Annotated in this window: 19 protein-coding genes; 8 read left to right on the forward strand and 11 right to left on the reverse strand. The window is 62.6% G+C overall.

Features of this window, described 5'->3' with window-relative positions:
• Positions 1–158: 158 nt before the first annotated feature.
• The 8 genes from JQ597_RS14680 to JQ597_RS14715 all read right to left on the reverse strand — a co-directional run bounded on the left by JQ597_RS14680 (position 159) and on the right by JQ597_RS14715 (position 8,629).
• A complete protein-coding gene (locus JQ597_RS14680) occupies positions 159–1,388 on the reverse strand; it encodes an ABC transporter substrate-binding protein (protein WP_212264985.1) in 1,230 nt (409 codons plus the stop codon).
• A 183-nt stretch (positions 1,389–1,571) separates the two neighbouring features.
• Positions 1,572–2,801, reverse strand: a complete 1,230-nt coding sequence (locus JQ597_RS14685; protein ID WP_212264986.1) for an ABC transporter substrate-binding protein — start codon at positions 2,799–2,801, stop codon at positions 1,572–1,574.
• Positions 2,802–2,986: 185 nt separating this feature from the next.
• Positions 2,987–4,210 carry an ABC transporter substrate-binding protein gene (locus JQ597_RS14690; RefSeq protein WP_249133382.1) on the reverse strand — a complete coding sequence of 408 codons (1,224 nt, stop codon included), beginning with the start codon at positions 4,208–4,210 and terminating at the stop codon, positions 2,987–2,989.
• Between the two features lie 33 nt (positions 4,211–4,243).
• The gene (locus JQ597_RS14695; protein WP_212264988.1) at positions 4,244–5,266 is read right to left on the reverse strand and encodes a branched-chain amino acid ABC transporter permease; all 1,023 of its coding nucleotides are present in this window, start codon (positions 5,264–5,266) and stop codon (positions 4,244–4,246) included.
• Positions 5,267–5,268: 2 nt separating this feature from the next.
• Entirely contained in the window at positions 5,269–6,147 is an 879-nt protein-coding gene (locus JQ597_RS14700; protein WP_212264989.1) for a branched-chain amino acid ABC transporter permease, read from the reverse strand.
• Between the two features lie 11 nt (positions 6,148–6,158).
• A complete protein-coding gene (locus tag JQ597_RS14705) occupies positions 6,159–6,872 on the reverse strand; it encodes an ABC transporter ATP-binding protein (RefSeq protein WP_212264990.1) in 714 nt (237 codons plus the stop codon).
• Positions 6,869–7,669: an ABC transporter ATP-binding protein gene (locus JQ597_RS14710; RefSeq protein WP_212264991.1), complete on the reverse strand. Its 801-nt coding sequence runs from the start codon at positions 7,667–7,669 to the stop codon at positions 6,869–6,871. Before JQ597_RS14710 ends, JQ597_RS14705 begins: the two co-directional genes overlap by 4 nt.
• 93 nt (positions 7,670–7,762) lie before the next feature.
• Complete coding sequence (locus JQ597_RS14715) at positions 7,763–8,629, reverse strand: IclR family transcriptional regulator (protein ID WP_212265151.1); 867 nt, start codon at positions 8,627–8,629, stop codon at positions 7,763–7,765.
• Between the two features lie 162 nt (positions 8,630–8,791).
• Between JQ597_RS14715 and JQ597_RS14720 the strand changes: the two genes are divergently transcribed.
• From JQ597_RS14720 to JQ597_RS14750, 7 genes are all read left to right on the forward strand, one after another.
• Positions 8,792–10,885 (forward strand): 3-hydroxyacyl-CoA dehydrogenase NAD-binding domain-containing protein, encoded by a 2,094-nt coding sequence (locus JQ597_RS14720; protein ID WP_212264992.1) that lies wholly within the window; start codon positions 8,792–8,794, stop codon positions 10,883–10,885.
• Between the two features lie 139 nt (positions 10,886–11,024).
• The gene (gene pimA, locus JQ597_RS14725; RefSeq protein WP_212264993.1) at positions 11,025–12,707 is read left to right on the forward strand and encodes a dicarboxylate--CoA ligase PimA; all 1,683 of its coding nucleotides are present in this window, start codon (positions 11,025–11,027) and stop codon (positions 12,705–12,707) included.
• Positions 12,708–12,874: 167 nt separating this feature from the next.
• Positions 12,875–14,065: a pimeloyl-CoA dehydrogenase large subunit gene (gene pimC / locus JQ597_RS14730; RefSeq protein ID WP_212264994.1), complete on the forward strand. Its 1,191-nt coding sequence runs from the start codon at positions 12,875–12,877 to the stop codon at positions 14,063–14,065.
• Between the two features lie 179 nt (positions 14,066–14,244).
• Positions 14,245–15,387, forward strand: coding sequence for a pimeloyl-CoA dehydrogenase small subunit (gene pimD / locus JQ597_RS14735; RefSeq protein ID WP_212264995.1), 1,143 nt, complete (start codon positions 14,245–14,247; stop codon positions 15,385–15,387).
• 231 nt (positions 15,388–15,618) lie between these two features.
• A complete protein-coding gene (locus JQ597_RS14740; RefSeq protein ID WP_212264996.1) occupies positions 15,619–16,392 on the forward strand; it encodes an SDR family NAD(P)-dependent oxidoreductase in 774 nt (257 codons plus the stop codon).
• Between the two features lie 217 nt (positions 16,393–16,609).
• Complete coding sequence (gene glpK, locus JQ597_RS14745) at positions 16,610–18,112, forward strand: glycerol kinase GlpK (protein WP_212264997.1); 1,503 nt, start codon at positions 16,610–16,612, stop codon at positions 18,110–18,112.
• Between the two features lie 113 nt (positions 18,113–18,225).
• Positions 18,226–18,819, forward strand: a complete 594-nt coding sequence (locus JQ597_RS14750) for a GNAT family N-acetyltransferase (protein WP_212264998.1) — start codon at positions 18,226–18,228, stop codon at positions 18,817–18,819.
• Between the two features lie 131 nt (positions 18,820–18,950).
• On the opposite strand, the gene JQ597_RS14755 is transcribed toward JQ597_RS14750, so the two are convergent.
• Positions 18,951–19,364, reverse strand: a complete 414-nt coding sequence (locus JQ597_RS14755; protein ID WP_212264999.1) for a DUF6636 domain-containing protein — start codon at positions 19,362–19,364, stop codon at positions 18,951–18,953.
• A gap of 174 nt (positions 19,365–19,538) precedes the next feature.
• On the opposite strand from JQ597_RS14755, the gene JQ597_RS14760 reads away from it, so the two are divergent.
• Entirely contained in the window at positions 19,539–20,165 is a 627-nt protein-coding gene (locus JQ597_RS14760; RefSeq protein ID WP_212265000.1) for a glutathione S-transferase family protein, read from the forward strand.
• A 1,657-nt stretch (positions 20,166–21,822) separates the two neighbouring features.
• Here the strand turns inward: JQ597_RS14760 and JQ597_RS14765 are convergent.
• On the reverse strand, positions 21,823–22,530 hold the full coding sequence (locus tag JQ597_RS14765; RefSeq protein ID WP_212265001.1) for a TetR/AcrR family transcriptional regulator: 708 nt from the start codon (positions 22,528–22,530) through the stop codon (positions 21,823–21,825).
• 158 nt (positions 22,531–22,688) lie between these two features.
• Positions 22,689–23,555: a VOC family protein gene (locus JQ597_RS14770; RefSeq protein WP_212265002.1), complete on the reverse strand. Its 867-nt coding sequence runs from the start codon at positions 23,553–23,555 to the stop codon at positions 22,689–22,691.
• Positions 23,556–23,753: the final 198 nt, after the last annotated feature.

A 23,753-nucleotide genomic window follows, 5' to 3' on the forward strand; every position in this document is an offset into this window, starting at 1 on the left:
AACCCCCGCGGGCGGGCCGCGGGGGCGCTTGAGGCCGCAATGGGCCGATCGGCATTTGGAATAACTAGAGCGTTTTCCAGCGAAGTGGCCACCGGTTCGCGTCAAGAAAACGCGTCAAACCAAGAATCTAGAGCCGTTCCGACTTAATCGGAACGGCTCTAGCCGCCGACGTCGCCGGAGAGGATTTCGCCGAAGCGTTCCCAGGTCTCGCCCTTGAACTTGATCAGTTGCACCTGCGAGATCGGCGCAAAGTCGGTGGGCGAGGTGTTGACCTTGATGCCCGGCAGCAAGCCTTCGAGTTCGAGGTTCTTGATGTTGGCCGCCTGCTTCATGACGTTCTCGCGCGTGAGATCGTCGCCGCAAGCCTTCAACACATGCACCAGACCCTGGGCGACGGTATAGCCGAAGATCACCGACGCATCGGCGCGGTTGGCCTCCGGATAATACTTGTCCAGGAACGCGTTCCAGGCCTTCATGCCGGGATCGTCCTTCCACTGCGCATCCGTCGGATCCTTCAGGTATTGCGACGAGATAATGTCCTGCGCGTTTTCCATGCCGGCCGGCTTGATGACGCTGCCGATCGAGGCCGAGACGTTGTTGAGGAAGTGCAGCGGCTTCCAGCCGATTTCGGCGTTCTTCTTGATCGCCTGCGCCGCGAATTTCGGCGTGGTGATGTTGATGAACACGTCGGCGCCGGTCGACTTCATCTTGACGATGTGGGAATCGATCGTCGGTTCGGAGACTTCATAGCTCTCCTCGATGACGATCATCGATGCGGCCTTGGCGCCGAGCCCGTCCTTGAATCCCTTCAGATAGTCCTTGCCGTAGTCGTCGTTCTGATACAGCACGGCGATCTTGGCGTTCGGCTTCTCCTTCAGGATGTATTTCGCGTAGATCTGCGTTTCGCTCTGATAGTTGGGCTGCCATCCCATGGTCCAGGGGAAGTTCTTTGGATCGTTCCACTTGGTGGCGCCGGTGGCGACGAACAGCTGCGGCACCTTCTTGCTGTTCAGATATTTCTGGATCGCCGAATTCGGCGGAGTACCGAGCGGATTGAATACCAGCAGCACTTCGTCGCTCTCGACCAGCTTGCGGGCCTGCTCGACGGTCTTCGGCGGTGAGTAGGTATCGTCATAGCTGATGAAGGTGATCTTGCGGCCGTTGATGCCGCCTTCGGCGTTGATCTTCTTGAAGTAGGCCTCTTCGGTCTTGCCGATCACGCCATAGGCGGATGCAGGGCCGCTATAGGGCATGATGTTGCCGATCTTGATTTCAGTATCGGTGGCACCGCTGTCGTATTTTTTTTGAGCGAGCGCGCCGTTGCTGGTGGCTGCGAACGCAATGAACGCGGCCGAGGCAATGGCGAGTCTGCTGGTAGCAATAGGCATTCCGGGTCTCCCTTTTTGAGATTGTCTTTTTGTGCAAGCGTCACGCTCTGTTGTTGATTGCAGTTCGCGCATGACGTGGAGGGATTGAATACGATTTAGCGGAAAGCATCAAGAAAAAGCCCCTGCGGCGATGCCGCAGGGGCTGCTCCTTTAGTAGTCAGGCGCTAGAGAACCGATCGCGGATTAGCCGCCGACGTCGCCGGTGAGAATTTCGCCGAACAGTTCCCAGCCCTCGCCCTTGAACTTCATGAGCTGCAACTGCGAGATCGGGGCGAAGTCGGTCGCCGAGGTATTGACCTTGACGCCGGGCAGCAAGCCGCCAAGCTCGAGGTCCTTGATGCTCGCGGCCTGCTTCATGATGTTTTCGCGCGTCAGGTTGTCACCGCAGGCTTTCAGCACGTGCACGAGGCCCTGGGCCACGGTGTAGGCGTACATGACCGACGCGTCGGCGCGGTTGGCTTCGGGGTAGTATTTGTCCAGGAACTCGTTCCAGGCCTTCATCCCCGCATCGTCCTTCCATTGCTTGTCGGTCGGATCCTTCAGGTAATTCGACGAAATGATGTCCTGTGCGTTTTCGAAGCCGGCAGGCTTGATGACGCTGCCGATCGAGGCCGACACGTTGTTGAGGAAGTGCAGCGGCTTCCAGCCGATCTCCATGTTCTTCTTGATCGCCTGCGCCGCGAATTTCGGCGTCGTGATGTTGATGAACACATCAGCGCCGCTCGCCTTGAGCTTGACGATGTGGGAGTCGATGGTCGGCTGCGAAACTTCGAAGCTCTCCTCCATGACAATCATCGACGCCGCCTTGGCGCCAAGTCCGTCCTTCAGGCCCTTCAGGTAATCCTTGCCGTAATCGTCGTTCTGGTACAGCACGCCGATCTTGGCGTCCGGCTTGTGCTTCAGAATGTACTTTGCGTAGATGATGGTTTCGCTCTGGTAGTTCGGTTGCCAGCCAATGGTCCAGGGAAATTCCTTGGGGTCGTTCCATTTGGTCGCGCCGGTGGCGACGAACAGTTGCGGCACCTTCTTCTGGTTCATGTATTTCTGAATCGCCGAGTTCGGCGGCGTGCCGAGCGGATTGAAGACGAGCAAGACTTCGTCGCTCTCTACCAGCTTGCGCACCTGCTCGACTGTCTTCGGCGGGCTGTAGGCGTCGTCGTAGGAGACGAAGTTGATCTTGCGGCCATTGATGCCGCCTTCCGCATTGATCTTCTTGAAGTAGGCCTCTTCGGTCTTGCCGATCACGCCGTAGGCGGATGCGGGTCCGCTGTAGGGCATGATGTTGCCGATCTTGATTTCGGTATCGGATGCGCCGGTGTCGTATTTCTTTTGGGCAAGCGCGCCGCTGCTGGTGGCGGCGAGCAATGCGAGAGCGGCCGAAAAGGCCCCCAATCGCAAGTTGATAGCAGGCATGTTTTTCTCTCCCTGGAGACCACGATGAATGTGTCGTTTCTTCTTGAAGTTGGAGCACTTTCCGGCTCCTGCCATCATTCAATACCTTTCGGTCGCGCCGGGCAACAAAAAGCCCCCCGCGACGGTGTCGCGGGGGGCGATATTTTAGTCTCAAGTCCCGGGCGGACTGCCCGTGACGCGGAATATTAATTACTGAGTTCGCCGCTGATGATGTCGCCGAACAGCTCCCATTTCTCGCCCTTGAACCGCTGCATCTGAAGCTGTTCGATCGGGGCGAAGTCCTTGGCTGACGTGTTGATTTTGACGCCGGGCAGCAGGGTGTCGGGCGCAAAGTCCTTCAGGCTGGCAGCCTGCTTCATCACGTTGGCGCGGGTGAGGTCGTCACCGCACATCTCCAGCACCTTCACCATGGTTTGCGCCGCGCCGTAGCCATAGACCACGGAGCCGTCGAGCTTGTTGGCTTCGGGATAATACTTGGCGAGGAATTCGTAGAACTTCTTCATGCCGGGATCATTGTCCCATTGCGCGTCCGCGCCGTCCTTGGCGTAGTTGGCCGAGAGAATGCCTTGCGCATTCTCGAAGCCCGCCGGCTTGATCACGCTGCCGACCGAGGCCGAGACATTGGAGACGATGTGCAGCGGCCTCCATTCGACTTCGGCGATCTTCTTGATGGCCTGGGCGGCGAACTTCGGCGTCGTGATGCTGATGAAGACGTCGGCGCCGGTGGCTTTCAGCTTGACGATGTGGGAGTCGATTGACGGCTCCGAGGTCTCATAGCTTTCCTCGGCGACGATCATCGACGCCTTGGCGCCGAGGCCGTCCTTCAGGCCCTTGAGGTAATCCTTGCCGAAGTCGTCGTTCTGATAAAACACTGCGATCTTGCCATCCGGCTTTTCCTTCATCAGGAACTTGGCATAGATCCGCGCTTCGCTCTGGTAGCTGGGCTGCCAGCCGATCGTCCAGGGGAAGTCCTTCGGCTCGTTCCATTTGGTGGCGCCGGTCGCGACGAACAGCTGCGGTACCTTCTTCGAATTGAGATACTTCTGGATCGCGGAATTGGACGGCGTGCCGAGCGGATTGAACACCACAAGCACTTCGTCGCTCTCGACCAGCTTGCGGGCCTGCTCGACGGCCTTCGGCGGGCTGTAGCTGTCGTCGTAGGTGACGAAAGTGATCTTGCGGCCATTGATGCCGCCTTCCGCGTTGATCTTCTTGAAGTATGCCTCTTCGGTCTTGCCGATCACGCCGTAGGCGGACGCCGGTCCGCTATAGGGCATGATGTTGCCGATCTTGATTTCGGTATCGGACGCGCCGGTGTCGTACTTCTTCTGGGCGAGGGCACTGCCGCTGACGGCAATAGAGCCGATGAGCGCCGTCGCGAACGCGGCGCTTCTTGTTGTCGAAAGCATCATTATTTCAGGTTTCCGGATTCGAGTTTGAGGTTAGTTCTTCTTCGTCAGTTTGCCGAGCAAATGCTGGGCGACCATTGCGACCTGCCTTGCGCCGTGCGGCACCAGGAAGATGACAAGGAACAGCAGCACGCCGAACACGGCGCCGGAGAGGCCCTTGGAGATGCTCTCGGCGATGTTGGGCACGAAGATGATGAAGGCGGCGCCGACGAACGAGCCGGGCAGCCAGCCCACGCCGCCGACCACCATGCCGAGGAACAGCGCGATGGCCAGGTTGATCGTGTAGCTGTCGGGCGCCACGAACGCCACGACGATGGCGCTGAGCCCGCCGGCAATGCCGGTGATGCCCGCGGACACGCCGAAGGCGAGCGTCTTGTACTGCGCGACGTCGACGCCCATGGCGGAGGCCGCGATCTCATTGTCGCGGATCGACATGAAGGCGCGGCCCGAGCGCGAGCGCAGCAGGTTGATCGACCCGATATAGATCGCCAGCGAGATCGCCAGTGTGAAGTAATAGAGCCACTTGTCCTGTCCGATCGGCAGGCCGAACGGCGCATCGGGTTTCATGACGGTGAGGCCCTGCACGCCGCCGGTCCAGTGCTCGAGGAAATGCAGCTTCAGGAGCTGCGGCATGGCGACCGCCAGCGCGAAGGTGGCAAGGGCAAGGTAGATGCCGGAAAGCCGCAAGGCGGGTTTGCCGAACAAATAGCCGGCGCCGAACGCCACAAGCCCCGCAATCGGCAGCGTCAGCGCGTAGTTCATGTTGGCGACTTCCATCAGGACCGCCGACGTATAGGCGCCGAGCGCGTAGAACGCGCTTTGGCCGAGCGAAAACTGCCCGCTTCCGCCGGTCAGGATGTTGAGCGCCAGCACCGCGATCCCGTAGATCATGACCATCGTCATCTGGAAGACGACGAAGTTCTTCACGAACATCGGTGTGACGAGCAGCGCCGCCAGGATCACCAGCGAGGTGCCGGTGCTCAGCGTCATGGCGCGCTTCGGAACGGCCTCGACGGCCGGGGCTTCTGTAACGGCGTCTTCTGCAGCTGCGCTCATGATCAGACTCGCTTGACGATGGCTCGGCCGAAGAGACCGGCAGGTTTGAAGACCAGGACGGTGATGATCAGCGCAAGCGCGATCGGCAGTTTCAGTTCATTACCCACGCCGGGGATGTAGGTGCCGGCGAGGTTCTCGAAGACGCCGACCAGGAAGCCGCCGATGACGGCGCCAAGCGGCGAGGAAAGCCCGCCGAGCACGGCGGCGGCGAAACCGTAGACCAGGACGCCGCCCATCATGTTCGGTTCGAGGAACACGACCGGGGCGATCAGGATGCCGGCGACGGCGCCGATTGCGGAGGCCATGCCCCAGCCCAGCGCGATCATCCAGGAGGTGTTGACGCCGACCAGCCGCGCCGATTCCGGCAACGCCGCAGCAGCGCGCATCGCAAGGCCAATCCGGGTGAACTGGAAAAAGAGGTAGAGCCCGACCAGCATCAGGAGAGTGACACCGATCATCCCGGCCTGGTGGGTCGAGATCAGCTGGCTGCCGAGGAAGGGCGAGGATCCGAAAGGCGTCGGATACTGCTTGATGGTAAAATCCCAGATCAGGCCGGCGATCGAGTTGACGATGGCGAACAGGGCGATGAAGCCGGCGACGTTGGTCAGGACCGGGGCCTTGGAGAGCGGCTTGAAGAGCAGCCGCTCGATCATGATGCCGCCGGCAAAGGAGATGATCAGCGTGGCCAGGAAGGCCCACCAGTACGGTATGCCCCACTGCATCAGCTGCCAGGAGATGAAGGTCGAGAACATCGCCATTTCGCCCTGGGCGAAATTCAGATGGTCGATCGCCTGGTAGATCATGACCACCGCGAGCGCCATACAGGCATAGATCGCGCCTGTGGCGATGCCGGCCAGGACTTGGTTGGTAAGTAGTTCCACGGCCGTGCTCCTCAGTAGCCCAGATAGGATTTGCGGACGTCTTCGTTGCTCGCGATTTCCTTCGCGTTCCCCGACATCACGATTTTTCCGGTTTCGATCACATAGGCCTGGTCGGCGAGCTCCAGCGCCAGTTGCGCGTTCTGCTCCACCACCAGAATGGTAACCTTGTCCTCACGGTTGATCTTGCCGAGGATCTTGAACAGGTCGCGCACGATCAGGGGGGCGAGACCGAATGACGGCTCGTCCAGCAGCATCAGCCGCGGCCGCAACATCAGCGCACGCGCGACCGCGAGCATTTGCTGTTCGCCGCCCGACAGCGTTCCGGCCTGCTGGGTATGGCGTTCCTTCAGCACCGGGAAATGCGCGTACATGCGCTCGATGTCGGAAACGATGTTCTTGGAGTCGCTGCGCGTGATGGCGCCGAGCTGCAGGTTCTCTTCCACCGTCATGGTGGTGAAGGTGCCGCGGCCCTGTGGCACATGCGCAATGCCGAGACGGACGACGTTTTCGGTCGAGCGGCCGGAGAGCGACTTGCCCTCGAATTCGATCGCGCCGGTGGAGCGCACCATGTTGCAGATCGCCCGCAACGTGGTGGTCTTGCCGGCGCCGTTGGCGCCGAGCAGGGTGGTCAGGCTGCCCTCGCTGAGGGCAAAGGACAGGCCATGGAGCGCCTGGACCTGGCCGTAATAGGCCCGCAAATCCTTGACGTTGAGCATCGCGGTCATTGGTCGTCCTTGCTCCCCAGATAGGCTTTGATGACATCCGGGTCGGCCTGGACCTGGGCCGGGGTTCCCTCGGCAAGCTTGCGGCCGAAGTTGAGTGCGACGACATGGTCGGCGATCGACATGACAAGACCCATGTGATGTTCGACCAGCAGCACGGTCATATGGCGATCGTCGCGAATGCGGCGGATCAGATCGCCGAGCACGTGAACTTCCTCGTGGTTGAGACCGCCGGCGGGCTCGTCGAGCAGCAGGATTTTCGGATCGGCGGCCAGCGCCCGCGCCAGCTCGACGCGCTTCTGGGTGCCGAAGGGCAGGCCGGATACCACGGTGTGCGCGACGTCACCGAGATCCAGATAATCGAGGATCTCATGAACCTTCCTGTTGATCTCGGCTTCGCCGCGGCGAACCCAGGCGAGCTTGAGCGAATCCGAGATGATGTCGCTGGAGGAGCGCGCGTGGCAGCCGACGCGAACGTTGTCCATCACCGAGAGGTTGGGAAACAGCGCGACGTTCTGGAACGTGCGGCCGATGCCGATCTCGGCGATCTTGTGCGCTGGCCGCGTCAGGATGCTGGCGCCTTCCATCAGGATGTCGCCGGTGCTCGGCTGATAAAGCCTGGAAAGGCAATTGAAGAGCGTTGTCTTGCCGGCGCCGTTCGGTCCGATCAGGCCGAGGATGGCGCCCTTGTGCATGTCAAAGGACACACCATTCAACGCGATGATGCCGCCGAACACGACGCTGACGTCGCGAACCGCAAGCAGGGGAGCATTTCCCTGCGCGAGCTGTGCCTGCGTCATCGCGTCCCGCCCAAATGACTCACTGAGTGACTCATGGAGTAACTCATGGAGCGGGAATGACCGCGCGAAAACTTGCGCCGGTCATGATGATGGCTACCTGATCCCCTCGACCACACGTGCAACTTTCCCTCCTGCTTTCAACTTCTTGTTCTCTTCTTTTTTGGATTGCGGGGCTGCGCCGCCCAGCGCCGCCTCGATGTTCCTTACCATCGTCACAAGGCGAGGTCCAATGTCGTTGATCAAGCGATCTTCCGTGAAACGGAAAGCGGGCGCGCCACAATTGAAGGCATACGGTCCGGTTCCATCGCTGAGCTTCAACGCGACGCCTACCGCGTGCACATCGTCTTGCCATTCGCCGGCGGAGATCGTGAATCCCTGACGCGCCACCATTTCGCCCGCGCGTTCGATGCCGTCGCGCATTCGCGGCCAGCGGCTGCTGCCGTAATGGTCGCGCAGTTCGCGCAACAAAGCGGCACGCTCGTCATCGGGCAGCGCCCAGATATAGGCACGTCCCATCGCGGTGGTCACTATCGGTACCCGCGAACCGACGTCGAGCTGCACGCCAAGCAAGCCGGTCCGGCTCTGGCCGAAATAGATCATGCTGTGACGGTCGCGGCCGCCGACCGCAACCGCGCCGCCGGTCTCGCGCATCAGCGCTTCACGGTAGGGTTCGGACAAATGCCGAACGCCGAGATTGGCCAGCGCGGCATACCCCAGGGCCATGGCTGATGGCGCGAGCTGATACTTTTCGAACCGCGGAACGGGTGTAAGATAGCCCAGCTTGGTCAAGGTGTAGGTCAGCCGGGAAATGGTTGGCTTCGGCAATTTAGTACGGGCAGCAATCTCTTGATTGCCAAGAAGCCCGTCGTTGGGTTGGAATGCGCGCAACACATCAAGTCCGCGGGAGAGCGCGACGACGAAGCTGCGATCAGTCGCCGCTTTCTTCCCTGGACGTTTCATTGCCTGCTGCTGTGCCGAGCTCGTTGACAAGGGACGTGCTTCAAAATAACCCTCCCTGTCAAGATGTGGAATTGAATTTCGCAGTGCGAAATCAACAAAACGCCGTAGCCACTCAACGCAAGTTCGAGCGGCAATCAAGAACAGGCATTCAGGGAGAGTCCCGTGAACGAAGTCGTAACACTCGAACGTCATGACGCCATCGCCATCGTCACGGTCAACAGCCCTCCGGTGAACGCGCTCAGCGCCGCCGTGCGTGGCGGCATTTTCGACTGCATGAAGGCTGCGATCGCTGATCCCGAGGTAAAGGCGATCGTGCTGACCTGCGGCGGCCGCACCTTCATCGCCGGCGCCGACATCACCGAATTCGGCAAGCCGCCGAAGCCTCCGGGTCTGCATGAAGTGCTGGTCGCGATGGAGAACTCGCCGAAGCCGATCATTGCCGCCATCCACGGCACCGCGCTTGGTGGCGGTCTCGAAGTCGCGCTGGCATGCCACTACCGCGTGGCGACCAAAGAGGCAAAACTCGGCCTGCCTGAAGTGAAGCTCGGCCTGTTGCCGGGCGCCGGCGGCACGCAGCGCCTGCCGCGCGCGATCGGCCCGGAAATGGCGGTCAAGATGATCGTCAGCGGCGATCCGATCGGCGCCGCTGAAGCCCTCAAGAACGGCCTGATCGAGGAAATCGTCGAAGGTCCGGCCTCGGGCGGCGAAGCCTTTGCCCGCAAGGTGCTGGCGGAGAAGCGCCCGCTGCGCAAGCTGCGCGACGACGATTCGAAGCTCGCCGCGGCGAAAGCCGATATTTCGATCTTCACCAACGCGGTCGCGGCCCTCACCAAGAAGGCGCGCGGACTGGAAGCGCCGTTCGCCGCCGCGGATGCCGTGCGCGCCGCGATCGAATTGCCGTTCGACGAAGGGTTGAAGAAGGAGCGCGAAGGTTTCCTCAAGCTGGTGTCATCAGACCAGTCGAAGGCGCAGCGCTACGCCTTCTTCAGCGAACGCGAGGCGGCAAAAGTCGCCGGCGTTCCCGAAGGCACAAAACCGCGCAACGTCGAGCGCGTCGCGATCATCGGCGCCGGCACCATGGGCGGCGGCATTGCGATGTCGTTCGCCAATGCCGGTATCCCGGTGACGCTGATCGAGACCGGCGAAGAGCAGCTCAAGCGCGGCATGGGCGTGATGCAGAAGAATTACGAGGCGACCGCCGCGCGCGGTGGCATCCCGGCAGACGCGCCGGCCAAGCGGATGGGCCTGATCACCGGGGTGGTCGGCCTTGAGAACGTCAAGGACGCTGACCTTGTGATCGAAGCCGTGTTCGAAACCATGGCGATCAAGAAGGAAGTGTTCACCGCGCTCGACAAATACGCCAAGAAGGGCGCCGTGCTCGCCTCCAACACCTCCTATCTCAACATCGACGAGATCGCGAAGGTCACCAGCCGTCCGCAGGACGTGCTCGGCATGCACTTCTTCTCCCCGGCCAACGTGATGAAGCTGTGCGAAATCGTGCGTGCCGACAAGACCGCGCCGGATGCTTTGACCACGGCCGTCTCGATCGCGCGCAAAATTGCGAAAGTTCCGGCGGTGGTCGGTGTCTGCGACGGTTTTGTCGGCAACCGCATGCTCGCGCAGCGCGGCAAGCAGTCCGAAAAGCTGTTGTTCGAAGGCGCATTGCCGCAGCAGGTCGATGCCGTCGTGACGAAATTCGGCATGCCGATGGGCCCGTTCGCGATGGGCGATCTCGCCGGCCTCGATATCGGCTGGCGTTCGCGCAAGGACCGCGGCCTCAAGTCGGAAATCGCGGATGCGCTGTGCGAAGCCGGCCGCTTCGGCCAGAAGACCGGCAAGGGCTATTACAAATACGAAGGCGGCTCGCGTTCGCCGATGCCGGATCCGGAGGTCGAGAAGCTGATCACCGAAACCCTGCAGCGCCTCGGCCGCAAGACCCGCGTGGTAAGCGACGACGAAATCCTCGAGCGCATGATGTACCCGATGATCAACGAGGGCGCGCGGATCCTGGAGGAGGGCATCGCGGCGCGTCCGAGCGATATCGACGTGATCTGGCTCTATGGCTATGGCTGGCCGATCTATCGCGGCGGCCCGATGTTCTATGCCGACCAGGTCGGCCTCAAGCACATCGCGGATCGCCTGTCGTACTACGCCAAGGAGACCAACGATCCCTCGCTCGAACCGGCGCCGCTGCTCAAGCGTCTCGCCGCGGAGGGCAAGACCTTTGCGTCGCTGGCACAGTCGAAAGCGGCTTGATGGGGCTGGACGTCCTCTCAGTGTCGTTCCGGGGCGCGCGCAGCGCGAACCTCAGATGTGCAATGCACATCGGGGAACCTCGAGATTCCGGGTTCGCTCGCTGGGTGCGAGCGCCCCGGAATGACGATGTGGGGCGAGCATGACCCATCCCGGCGAACAGTTCTATCCGCAAGGCGTTCACTGGGACGATCCGCTTCCGCGCGGCACGCTGCCTGATTTGTTGTCGGCAGCCGCCGCCGAGTTCGGATCGCGTCCCGCGGTTGAATTCCGCGACCGGCCGATCAGCTACGCCGCGCTCGAATCCCTGGTGGAGACGGCAGCCGCGGCCTTCCTGCGCGCCGGCTACGGCAAGGGCAGTTCGGTCGCGCTGTTCCTCGGCAATTCGCCGGATCATCCGGTCAATTTCTTCGGTGCGCTGAAAGCCGGCGCTCGCATCGTGCACCTGAGCCCGCTCGACGGCGAGATCGCGCTGTCGCACAAGCTCTCGGATTCCGGCTCGCGCGTGCTGGTCACCAGCAATTTGTCGGCGTTGTTGCCGACCGCGCTGAAATTCCTCGACAAGGGCTTGCTCGATCGCCTGATCGTTTGCGAGGACGATGATTGGGGCAAGGTCGGCACGCCGCAGACGGCGTTGCCGAACAATCCGGCCGTCATCACCTACAAGCAATTCACCGATGGTGCGTCGAGGCCTTCGCAATGGCCTGTCATGAGCGCCGATGATGTCGCGCTGCTGCAGTATACCGGCGGCACCACGGGCCTGCCCAAGGGCGCGATGCTCAGCCACGGCAACCTGACCTCGGCGGTGTCGGTCTATGACGTCTGGGGCAAGCCGTCGCGCGCCGAGCGCAACAATCCAATCGAGCGCGTGATCTGCGTGCTGCCGCTGTTCCATATCTATGCGTTGACAGTGGTGCTGCTGTCCTCGATCCGGCGCGGCCATCTGATCTCGCTGCATCAACGCTTTGATGTCGAGTCCGTCATGCGCGATATCGAGACGAAGCGCGCCACCGCGTTCCCCGGCGTGCCGACGATGTGGATCGCGATCGCCGCATTGCCCGATCTCGACAAGCGCGATCTGTCCTCGCTGGTCAGCGTCGGCTCGGGCGGCGCACCGCTGCCGGTCGAGGTCGCGCGGATCCTCGAGCAGCGGGTCGGCATGAAGCTGAAGAGCGGCTGGGGCATGACCGAGACCTGCTCGCCCGGCACCGCCCATCCCAAGGAAGGCCCGGACAAGCCGGGCTCGATCGGTTTGATGCTGCCGGGCATCGAGATGGACGTGGTGTCTCTCGACGATCCCAAGCAACTGATGCCGGTTGGCGAAGTCGGCGAGATCCGCATCCGCGGACCCAACGTGACCAAAGGCTACTGGAACCGGCCGAAGGAAACCGCGGAAGCCTTCGTCGGCGACCGCTTCCTGACCGGCGACATCGGCTACATGGATGGCGACGGCTATTTCTATCTGGTCGACCGCAAGAAGGACATGATCATCTCCGGCGGCTTCAACGTCTACCCGCAGATGATCGAGCAGGCGATCTACACCCATCCCGCCGTGCAGGAAGTGATCGTGATCGGTATTCCCGACGATTACCGCGGCGAAGCCGCAAAAGCTTTCATCAAGCTGCGCAGCGATGCAAAACCGTTCGCGCTGGAAGAGCTGCGCGCCTTCCTCACCGGCAAGCTCGGCAAGCATGAAATCCCGGCCGCGGTCGATTTCGTCGATGAATTGCCGCGCACGCCGGTCGGCAAGTTGTCGCGTCATGAACTGCGTCTGCGGCAGCCATCGCCGCAGAAGCAACAGCTCGTATCAGGAGGACGGTCGTAACGACACCCGTCGTCCCGGCGAAGGCCGGGACCCATACGCCGCGGCTTCGCCTGGGGGCACAATGGGAGACGGCTTTCGCAATATCAGAGTTCGGTGGTTATGGGTCCCGGCCTTCGCCGGGACGACGATGAGAGATAAGTAAGTCAATTCGCTCACAGGAGGATCCGATGGATCTCGCTTTCAGCAAGGAAGAAATAGCGTTTCGTGAGGAAGTGCGGGCCTTCTTCAGGGATAACGTGCCGCCGGATACACGGCGCAAGCTGCAGGAAGGCCGCCACCTGTCCAAGGACGAGATGGTCACCTGGTGGCGCATCCTGAACAAGAAGGGCTGGGGCGTCTCGCACTGGCCGAAGGAATATGGCGGCACCGGCTGGAGCTCCGTGCAGCACTACATCTTCAACGAAGAGCTGCAGATGCACCCGGCGCCGGCGCCGCTCGCCTTCGGCGTCAGCATGGTCGGCCCGGTCATCTACACCTTCGGAAATGAAGCGCAGAAGAAGCAGTATCTGCCGCGCATCGCCAATGTCGACGACTGGTGGTGCCAGGGCTTTTCGGAGCCGGGCTCCGGATCGGACCTCGCTTCGCTGAAGACCAAGGCCGAGCGCCGTGGCGACAAATACATCATCAACGGCCAGAAGACCTGGACCACGCTGGCGCAGCACGCCGACATGATCTTCTGTCTCTGCCGCACCGACAACAACGCCAAGAAGCAGATGGGCATCTCCTTCATCGTGTTCGACATGAAGTCGAAGGGCATCACGGTGCGCCCGATCGAGACCATCGACGGCGGCCACGAGGTCAACGAAGTGTTCTTTGACGACGTCGAGGTGCCCGTCGAAAATCTGATCGGCGAGGAGAACAAGGGCTGGGATTACGCCAAATTCCTGCTCGGCAATGAGCGCACCGGCATCGCCCGGGTCGGCGTTTCCAAGGAGCGGCTGCGCCGCATCAAGGAGCTCGCCTCCAAGGTCGAGTCCAACGGCAAGCCCGTGCTCGAAGACCAGGGGTTCCGCGAGAAGCTCGCGGCCTGCGAGATCGAGCTGAAGGCGCTCGAACTGACGCAGCTCCGCGTCGTCGCCGATGAAGGCAAGCACGGCAAGGGCAAGCCCAATCCGGCGTCCTCGGTCTTGAAGATCAAGGGCTCGGAAATCCAACAGACCACCACCGAACTCCTGATGGAAGTGATCGGCCCGTTCGCCGCGCCCTATGACGAGCATGGCGACGACGGCTCCAACGAGGCGATGGACTGGACCGCGCAGATCGCGCCGAGCTACTTCAACAACCGCAAGGTCTCGATCTACGGCGGCTCCAACGAGATCCAGCGCAACATCATCACCAAGGCGGTGCTGGGGCTGTGATTTCTTCTCCCTCGCCCCGCGCTTGCGGGGAGAGGGTCGGGGTGAGGGGCTCTCACCGCGAGCGCTGAACTAACGGTGAGTGCGGTACCCCCTCACCCGGATCGCAAGGGCGATCCGACCTCTCCCCGCAAGCGGGGAGAGGTTAAGAAACGAGCGATCGGTTAAAGGAACGAAACAACATGGATTTTGATTTGTCCGAGGAGCAGCGGCTTCTCAAGGAAAGCGTCGACGGTCTCCTCAACGATTCCTACGACTTCGAGGCGCGCAAGAAGTACCGCACCGAGAAGGGCGGCTGGAGCAAGACCGTCTGGGGCAAGCTTGCCGAACAGGGCCTGCTCGGCCTTCCGTTTTCGGAAGAAGACGGCGGCTTCGGCGCCGGCGCGGTGGAAACCGCGATCGTGATGGAGGCGATGGGCAAGGCGCTGGTGCTGGAGCCTTATCTGGCCACCGTCGTCATCGCCGGCGGCTTCCTGCGCCATGGCGGCTCGGCCGAGCAGAAGGCCGCGCATATCCCTGCTATCATCGACGGCAGCAAGACCTTTGCGTTCGCGCAGCTCGAGAAGAACTCGCGCTACGATCTCTCCGACGTCGCGACGACGGCCAAAAAGAAGGGCGCGGGCTGGGTGATCGACGGCGAAAAATTCGTCGTGATCAACGGCGAGAACGCCGACACCCTGATCGTCACCGCGCGCACCAAGGGCGAGCGGCGCGACAAGAGCGGCATCGGCGTGTTCCTGGTGCCCGCCAACGCCAAGGGCATCAGCCGCAAGGGCTATCCGACCCAGGACGGACTGCACGCCGCCGACATCACGCTGACCGGCGTCGAGGTTGGCGCCGAGGCTGCGATCGGCGACCCCGAGAACGCGCTTGAACTGATCGAGCGCGTGGTCGACGACGCCCGCACCGCGATGTGCGCCGAAGCGGTCGGGGCGATGGATGAATCGCTGAAATCCACGGTCGAGTACCTGAAAACGCGAAAACAGTTCGGCGTCGCGATCGGCACCTTCCAGACCCTGCAGCACCGCGCCGCCGACATGTTCGTCGCCGTCGAACAGGCCCGCAGCATGTCGATGTTCGCGACCATGGCGGCCGATTTCGACAACGCCAAGGAGCGTGCGACAGCTGTGGCTGCCGCGAAAGTGCAAGTTGGAAAATCGCTGAAGTTCGTCGGCCAGCAGTCGATCCAGCTCCATGGCGGCATCGGCATGACCCAGGAAGCCAAGATCGGCCACTACTTCAAGCGCCTGACCATGATCGAGAACAGCTTTGGCGACACGGATTATCACCTCCGCCGCGTCACGGATGCGGGCGGGTTGATCTGACTTCGTCATTCCGGGGCACGACGAAGTCGTGAACCCGGAATGACGAGATTCTGGGTCTGGTCCGTCGGACCATCCCGGAATGACGAATATAATTTGTCGTCATGGCCGGGCTTGTCCCGGCCATCCACGTCTTGGCCTCAAAGAAAAGGAAGTCGTGGATGCCCGGGTCAAGCCCGGGCATGACGGATAGAGAACGGCAACGACAACGAACAAACAAAAAGGGAGCGCATCGTGAAGGGAACCCCGTTCGATCTCACCGGCAAGGTCGCCGTGATCACCGGCTCGAGCCGCGGCATCGGTCGCTCCTCGGCGGAACTGTTGGCAAAGCTCGGCGCCAAGGTCGTGATCTCCAGCCGCAAGGCGGATGCCTGCGTTGAGGTCGCCGAAGGCATCAAGAAGGCCGGCGGCGACGCCCATGTCATTCCCTGCAACATCTCGCGCCGCGAGGAAGTCGACGCGCTGATTTCGGGCACCACAAAGCATTTCGGCAAGGTCGACATCCTCGTCTGCAACGCCGCGGTCAATCCGTATTACGGCCCATTGCTCGACATCAAGGACGAGGCCTTCGACAAGATCATGGGCTCCAACGTCAAGAGCAACATCTGGCTGTGTGCGCAGGCGATCCCGCAGATGGCGGAACGCGGCAGCGGCTCGGTCGTGATCGTGTCCTCGATCGGCGGCCTGCGCGGCTCCACCGTGATCGGCGCCTACGGCATCTCCAAGGCGGCGGATTTCTCGCTGTGCCGCAGCCTCGCCGGCGAATGGGGCCCGAAAGGCGTCCGCGTCAATTGCGTGGCGCCGGGCCTCGTGAAAACCGACTTCGCCCGCGCGCTGTGGGAAGACCCTGATAATCTGAAGCGCCGCACCGCCACCACGCCGCTGCGCCGCATCGGCGAACCCGACGAAATCGCGGGTGCAGTGGCGTATCTCGCCTCCGACGCGTCGACGTTCATGACAGGGCAGACGATTGTGGTGGATGGCGGCGTGACCACGGCGGCGACGTAGCTTCAGCCCTAGCTCTCTCAACGCGTCGTCCCGGCCTTGAGCCGGGACCCATACCGCGTTGTGCTCTCGGTTGAGACGAGGTGGCCGATACCCTTCGCAAAACCGACGCCGGTGGCTATGGGTCCCGGCCTTCGCCGGGACGACGTTGAGATATTGACCTTCTCCCGCCAATCCCCTTTCCTTGCCCCAACCACCAACTTTTCCGGGAAGCACCATCATGTCCTTTGTGCTGGCGATCGATCAGGGCACCACATCCTCGCGCGCCATCGTGTTTCGCAGCGACATTTCGATCGCAGCCACCGCGCAGCAGGAATTCCCGCAGCATTTCCCGGCCTCGGGCTGGGTCGAGCACGAGCCGGAGGATATCTGGACCTCGACGGTGATGGTCTGCCGCGAGGCGCTGGAGAAAGCCGGCCTGAAGGCGAAAGACATCGCCGCGATCGGCATCACCAACCAGCGCGAGACCACGGTGGTGTGGGACCGCGCCACCGGTCAGGCCGTGCACCGCGCCATCGTCTGGCAGGACCGCCGCACCGCCGACATCTGCGCCAAATTGAAGAGTGAAGGCCATGAGCCTGCGATCTCGGCCAAGACCGGCCTGATCATCGATCCCTATTTCTCGGGCACCAAAGTCGCCTGGATCCTCGACCACGTGCCCGGCGCGCGCGAACGCGCCGCGCGCGGCGAGCTGATGTTCGGCACCGTCGATTGCTATCTCTTGTGGCGTCTGTCAGGCGGCAAGGTGCACGCCACCGATGCCACCAACGCCTCGCGCACGTTGCTGTTCAACATCCACACCGGCGAATGGGACGACGAGCTGCTGAAACTGCTGCGCGTGCCGCGCTCGATGCTGCCCGAGGTGAAGGATTCCTCCGCCAGGTTCGGCGAGAGCGAACCAGATTTGTTCGGCGGTGCGATCGCGATATCAGGCATCGCCGGCGACCAGCAGGCCGCCACTATCGGCCAGGCCTGCTTCACGCCCGGGATGATCAAATCGACCTACGGCACCGGCTGTTTTGCCCTGCTCAACACCGGCACCACGCCGGTGGCCTCGAAGAACAAGCTGCTCACCACCATCGCCTATCAATTGAACGGCAAGCGCACCTACGCGCTCGAAGGCTCGATCTTCGTCGCCGGAAGCGCGGTGCAATGGCTGCGCGACGGCCTCGGCATCATCAAGCAGGCGTCGGAAACCGGCCCGCTCGCCGACAAATCCGATTCCATGCAGAGCGTCTATCTGGTGCCGGCCTTCGTCGGCTTGGGGGCGCCCTACTGGAATCCGCGCGTCCGCGGCGCGCTGTTCGGCCTCACCCGCAACACCGGCCCTGCCGAACTGGCGCATGCCGCGCTGGAGAGCGTCTGCTACCAGACCTACGATCTGCGCGAGGCGATGCGCGCCGACTGGCCGGGCGAAAAAGCCGCCAACGTGCTCCGCGTCGACGGCGGCATGACCGCCTCCGACTGGACCATGCAGCGCCTCGCCGACCTGCTCGACGCGCCGGTCGACCGCCCGATGATCCAGGAAACCACCGCGCTCGGCGCCGCCTACCTCGCCGGGCTGCAGGCGGGTGTCTATCCCGAGCCCGCAAAGTTCGCCGACAATTGGCGGCTGGAGCACCGGTTCAAGCCGGCGATGAGTGCGGCGACGCGGGAGCGGAAACTCGCCGGGTGGTCGCGGGCGGTGAAGGGATTGCTGGCGAGCGATGAGGGGGAAGGGTAGCTCTGCCGGTCGTCATGGCCGGGCTTGACCCGGCCATCCACGACTTCTCTTTGCTGCTTCAAGACGTGGATGCCCGGGACAAGCCCGGGCATGACGATAAGAAAGAGCGCGCCATGATCCTTCCCGACGGCGACTTCGACGTTCCTCCCGGCAAGATCGCCACCGTCGTTACGCATCTGGAGATGACCGAACTCCCCGCGATCCCGTCCGATCCCAAGGGCGCATGGACGCTGCGCCGCGCGGAGGCCCCCGGCCTCGACTGGTATCGCGAACTGTTCCGCCGTGTCGGCGAGGAGTGGCTGTGGATTTCGCGGACGCGGATGCCGGATGCCAGGCTCGCGGCAATCATCCATTCACCGCTGGTGGAGGTCTATGCGCTGGAGCATGAGGGGCGCGACGAAGGCCTGCTTGAACTGGACTTTCGCGAGGCCGGGCAATGCGAGCTTGGTTTCTTCGGCGTCACCGCAAAACTGATCGGCAGCGGCGCCGGCCGCTGGATGATGAACCGCGCGCTGGAGCTGTCATGGTCGCGGCCGATCGAGCGGTTCTGGGTGCACACCTGCACGCATGATCATCCATCAGCGGTGGCGTTCTATCAGCGCTCCGGCTTTCGCGCCTTCCGGCGGCAGATCGAGATCGAGGACGATCCGCGGCTTGATGGCACTGCGCCGCGTGATGCGGCGAGGCATGTGCCGGTGATTGAGTGATGGTGCGAACGCTCTCGCAACTCGTCATCACCGGGCTTGTCCCGGTGATCCACGTCTTGCTTACCTCTGCGCAACCAAAGACGTGGATGGCCGGGTCAAGCCCGGCCATGACGATGGAGTGATGCTTGGAGTCAAAACAAATCCTGCTTCGTCCGCGAAAGCGAAAACCCGCGGCGCTCCGCGTTGAAGCACGTCACGCCCGATTGCTCCGACGTGCAGGTAAAGCCACCGCGCTGCCAGACCTCGCCATAGGCCAGCATCGGCATCTTGGGGTCCATCACTGTATCGCCGTAGCAGAGGCGCACGGCGCTGCCCCTGGATCGCATCTCGAACGCCTTGCCCCATTCGAGATCGCAATCGGCCGGCCGGTGCGCCGTCACGGTGGCTTCCATGATGTCGCAGCGGAGCGTGTTCTGCTTGTCATAGTCGAAATAGGCGCAGGCGATGTTTTTCGATGGCGACTGGAAGCCGACGGGGCCGCTTTGGGCGTTGGCTGCGCCAGTGAATAGTACTGACAGTGTGAGGACGGCGAGGGATGGTCGCATGTCGTTCCTTCGGTCTCGAATGTCATGCCCGGACTTGATCCGGGCATCCACATCTTTAAGGTCTGGCAGTAAGAAAGACGTGGATGGCCGGGAGCGCAGACAAGTGTACGCAGTCTGCGCAAGGCAGACTACTATGCCCGGCCATGACGAATAGGGAAAGGATGCAACGGCAACATGTTCCTGATCGGCCAATACGACTCCCCCTTTGTCCGCCGCGTCGCGATTGCGCTGCGGATATATGGCTTGCCGTTCGAGCACAGGCCGTGGTCGACCTTCGGCGATGCGGACAAGATCGCGCCGTATAATCCGTTGCGCCGGGTGCCGACGCTGGTGCTTGCCAGCGGCGAGGCGGTCATCGAGAGCACCGCGATCCTGGATGCGCTCGATGAACTGGTCGGCCCGGAAGTGGCGATGATGGCCGGGCGCGGCGAGACGCGCCGTCGGCAATTGCGGATCTGCGCGCTCGGCAGTGGCCTCGCCGACAAGGCGGTCAGCCTGATCTATGAGCGGGTGCTGCGCAAGGAACAGCTCGCGCTTTGGGTCGAGCGCTGCCAGACGCAAATCGGCGGCGTGCTCGAGATGCTGGAGAAAGAGCGCGAGGCGATCCCGACGCCATACTGGTTCGGTGAGCGAATCGGCCACGCTGATATCATGATCGCCTGCGCGTTGCGCTTCACGAGCGAAGCGCATCCCGCGCTGTTCGATGCGCGCTATCCGGCGCTGCAGGCCCACGCCGCGCGCTGCGAAGCGCTGCCGCCATTCCAGGAAATCCTGCAGCGACTCGACCCGCCGAAGGGATGAAGTTCGCTGTCCTTCCGGGCGCCATCATTTGCAGTCGCGGCAGATCGTCAGCTTGCGCCTGAGCTGCACATCTTCCGCGGAATCGGCCCACGGTTGCCCCGCGATGCTATCGGGCTCTTTCATGGGCTTCGACCGTTTGGCTGTGCGTGGGCTGACGGGTAACGTTGGAGCCGGTTCGTCTTCGATGCTGGTGGTGAAGCCATCGTGATCGGCGGCCGGTTTCGACGGCGGTGTCTCCCTCGCGACCGGCGGCGCCGTGCGCTTGGCGGTTGGCTTCGGTGGAGGAGCGTCGTCGGTTGCCGCTGGCGGTGACGCGTCCCTGGCCACCGGCGGCGCCGTGCGCTTGGCAGTCGCCCTCGGCGGAGGAGCGTCCTCGGTTGCCGCTGGCGGTGACGCGTCCCTGGCGACCGGCGGCGCCGCACGCTTGGCGGTTGCCCTTGGTGGAGGCGCGTCCTCGGTTGCCGCTGGCGGCGAAGCCAGGATGACGGCCGGAGGTGACGCATCCACGTCTGGCGATGGTGCTGGCCGGGCAAGCGAAAGCGGAGGGGCAAGCGAGGTTTGGCATCTCGCGCCGTCAGGCAGCCCAAAACTGACGGACAAAAATCCGATGGCAAACAGTGCAGCGGCGCTTTTTATTCGCATACCGAAAACCGCCGATCTGAAATCAATGATCGCGGCCCTCCGAGGGCACGCTTCGTGTAAACTACCGATCCTATCATGGCGGTCAAAAATGACGGAAGTTCGATCCGTACTGCGAGGTCTTACCACCGTTCCCGGAGATCTTGCAGAAGGGATGAGCTTCTTTCTTACCCTCCCCTGGAGGGGTCCGAGACGAGCGTAGCTCGCTCGTGGGTCGACGCTCATGAAATGAGCGGCGGGGTGGGGTGACAGTCTCTCCTCGCGAACAGCGTCTAAGCTGAGAGACCGTCACCCCGCCCCGGCTCGCATGTCGCTTCGCTCGATGCGAGCCGACCCTCCCCCTCCAGGGGAGGGTAAGTGATCGCGCTGCGACAAATTAACCCGACGGGCAAAATTCCGCTTCCCTCGTCGGGCAAATCAGCGGTTTGAATCGTCGCGTCCCGCCCGACAAGAGGGGCGTGCGCACGTCACGAACGCGCGGCGGGATGCGGTGGACGCTTGTTCACGTCTGACGACGGCGTGCATTAAGCGTACGGCAAAACCGTGTGGTCCTGGCGCCCGTTGCCGGCGTCAAGCTGTCGGAGAAGCGTGAGCTGAACCGGCAGCGACGGAGTCAACCAAGAACTCGTCTCCGGGGAGAGCACGGCATAAGCCGTAAAGCCATTGCGCAGGGAAGGCCGGGTGTTCTCCGCTGCCCTGTATGCTCGTGTGCAGCCTACTTAGTGCAAACCGCACACGGGACCGCGGGTGCAGCGCGCACCCGGTCTTCCCTGCGCCCTCATTTTCGGGGGCAAGGAATTTCTGGCAAAGCTCGGGCGCAATGCGTCGCGAGAATGCGAATCCGCGTCCCTGGTAATTGATGAACATCCCCACCCACGTCGTCCCGGACAAGCGAAGCGCGATCCGGGACCCATACGCCGCAGCGGTTGTTGTTGAGCACGCTGAGCGACGACTTACTTTAACAACAGATGACCGGGATTATGGGTCCCGGCGTTCGCCGGGACGACGCAAGAGTTGTTCAAACCGGCTGATGCGCCGGAGCCCGCAATCCCGCCGCCTTGACCTTACCGAAATCCGCAGTGGATTTCCCCGTCAGGGCCGCCAGCACCAGCGCGACCATGTGGGCGAGGCGCTCGTCCCGCGCCTCCTTCTTCATGAGGTCGCGGCCGAAAATCACGCTGAGCGTCGCGCTGTTCGACAGATAGAAGAAGCACAGACCGGCGATCGAGATATAGAGCTGGACCGGATCGACCGCGACGCGGAAGTCGCCGCTTTCGACGCCGCGATTGACCACCGTGCGGATCATCTCGACGAACGGCGAGTGCATCGATTTGACCTTGGTCGAGCGCTTGAGGTGGCGCGCTTTGGCAAGGTTTTCCGTATTGAGCAGCGCCAGGAATTCCGGATTGCGGATGAAGTAGTTCCAGGTGAAATCGATCAGCCGTTCGATGGCTTCCGGCGGATCGAGATGTTCGAGATCGAGCCCGCGCTCCTCGGCGCGGATCTGCTCATAGGCGCCTTCGAGCACCTCGAGGTAGAGGTCCTCCTTGTTGCCGATGTGATAGTACAGCATGCGCTTGTTGGCGCCGGCATTGGCCGCGATCCGGTCGACGCGCGCCCCGGCAAGGCCGTGGGCGGCGAATTCCTGCTTGGCGGCCTCGAGAATGCGAATCCGCATGCCCTCGGGGTCGCGCTGCCATTTCAGAACACGTTTTGCCTTTGCCAAATCAATCGCTCGATGAACACATGATGTCTGCTGTAGCACGCACGGCGCGATTTGAGAACGTAGGGTGGGCAAAGCGAAGCGTGCCCACCATCTTGCTTGCCGAAGCGGATGGTGGGCACGGCGCAAGCGCGCCTTTGCCCACCCTACGGCCGCTCACCCTACGGCTTCACCGAAGGCTGCACCAGCAGCGTCGGCACGCCGCAGGTGCCGTTGCGCACGGTCATCACCCGCGTCCCCGGCTTGCGGCCGGTGCGGATTTCGGAGACGTCGACGCCGGCAGCCGTCAGCCGCGCATGGGTGGCGTCGATGTCGGCGACGCGCCAGCACAGGCCCCGCAGCCTGTCCCGGAGTTTATCTTGGAGTTTATCTTGCGCCCCGTCCGCCGGCTTGCCCGGCCGGTGCGTCACCTCGACGATGAGATCGCCGCAGCGGAAGAACATCAGCCGGCCCCAGTCCGGATGCGACCGGTCGAGCGCCATGTCGAGCCCGAGCCGCGCGCCATAGAGCGCGGCGGCCCGCTCGGGATCCGGCGTCGAGACCACGACATGATCCATCGCGGTGATCGATGCCGGCCCGGTTCGCACCGACAGCGGGCGCTCCTTTGCCAGTTCGAGGAAGAACATGCGGATGCCACGCGTCGCATCTGTGGCGGCGCGGGTGCGCTTCCACGACAAGGTCGCCTCCGTGACCGCATCGCGGCTTTCGACCTCGGCGACCGGCTCCGGCTTCAGGGTCAGCCGGTCGAGCCTGCGATGCAATTTCGTGATGTCGTTGGTGCGAAAACAAAGGCTCGCCAGCCCCTCACCCTGCGCCGCGAGCACGGCGCGAATGCGCTCCGCCGCCTCGCCGTCGCCACTCGGCGCCATCAATTCCAGCGTCACGTTATCGAGCGTGAACAACACGCGCTCGGCGCCGTCGCCACTGTTGCGCCAGGCCGGCGTCCGCCCAAACAGCGTCTGATAGGCCGCCTCGCCCGCCGAAATATCGCCGGTGAGAACGACCACATGATCGAGACCTGTAATCACGGCAAAAGCCCTCCCCCTTTTGTCGCACCGTCCGGAACCCCGGGCAGCGGTCAGCCGTTATGGCCCGGCATCCTGACGATCCCTCAAGGACGGTCCTAATCCCCTGACATGCCCTTCTCAAGCCGCAAACACGGCACGGCTGCGAATAATTTCAGCGAATGCATCCGACAAGCGGTGCTAGTGTAGCGCGCCGGGCCG

It is taken from the genome of Bradyrhizobium sp. AUGA SZCCT0177 (assembly GCF_018130125.1).
Taxonomy (GTDB): Bacteria; Pseudomonadota; Alphaproteobacteria; order Rhizobiales; family Xanthobacteraceae; genus Bradyrhizobium.

Excerpts from the sequence above, each read along its gene's own strand:
- JQ597_RS14685 (WP_212264986.1), bottom strand. The coding sequence starts at position 2,801 with ATGCCTGCTATCAACTTGCGATTGGGGGCCTTTTCGGCCGCTCTCGCA.
- glpK (WP_212264997.1), top strand. The coding sequence starts at position 16,610 with ATGTCCTTTGTGCTGGCGATCGATCAGGGCACCACATCCTCGCGCGCC.
- pimD (WP_212264995.1), top strand. The coding sequence starts at position 14,245 with ATGGATTTTGATTTGTCCGAGGAGCAGCGGCTTCTCAAGGAAAGCGTC.
- pimC (WP_212264994.1), top strand. The coding sequence starts at position 12,875 with ATGGATCTCGCTTTCAGCAAGGAAGAAATAGCGTTTCGTGAGGAAGTG.
- JQ597_RS14755 (WP_212264999.1), bottom strand. The coding sequence starts at position 19,364 with ATGCGACCATCCCTCGCCGTCCTCACACTGTCAGTACTATTCACTGGC.
- JQ597_RS14710 (WP_212264991.1), bottom strand. The coding sequence starts at position 7,669 with ATGACGCAGGCACAGCTCGCGCAGGGAAATGCTCCCCTGCTTGCGGTT.
- JQ597_RS14750 (WP_212264998.1), top strand. The coding sequence starts at position 18,226 with ATGATCCTTCCCGACGGCGACTTCGACGTTCCTCCCGGCAAGATCGCC.
- JQ597_RS14760 (WP_212265000.1), top strand. The coding sequence starts at position 19,539 with ATGTTCCTGATCGGCCAATACGACTCCCCCTTTGTCCGCCGCGTCGCG.
- pimA (WP_212264993.1), top strand. The coding sequence starts at position 11,025 with ATGACCCATCCCGGCGAACAGTTCTATCCGCAAGGCGTTCACTGGGAC.
- JQ597_RS14705 (WP_212264990.1), bottom strand. The coding sequence starts at position 6,872 with ATGACCGCGATGCTCAACGTCAAGGATTTGCGGGCCTATTACGGCCAG.
- JQ597_RS14715 (WP_212265151.1), bottom strand. The coding sequence starts at position 8,629 with ATGAAACGTCCAGGGAAGAAAGCGGCGACTGATCGCAGCTTCGTCGTC.
- JQ597_RS14680 (WP_212264985.1), bottom strand. The coding sequence starts at position 1,388 with ATGCCTATTGCTACCAGCAGACTCGCCATTGCCTCGGCCGCGTTCATT.
- JQ597_RS14695 (WP_212264988.1), bottom strand. The coding sequence starts at position 5,266 with ATGAGCGCAGCTGCAGAAGACGCCGTTACAGAAGCCCCGGCCGTCGAG.
- JQ597_RS14690 (WP_249133382.1), bottom strand. The coding sequence starts at position 4,210 with ATGCTTTCGACAACAAGAAGCGCCGCGTTCGCGACGGCGCTCATCGGC.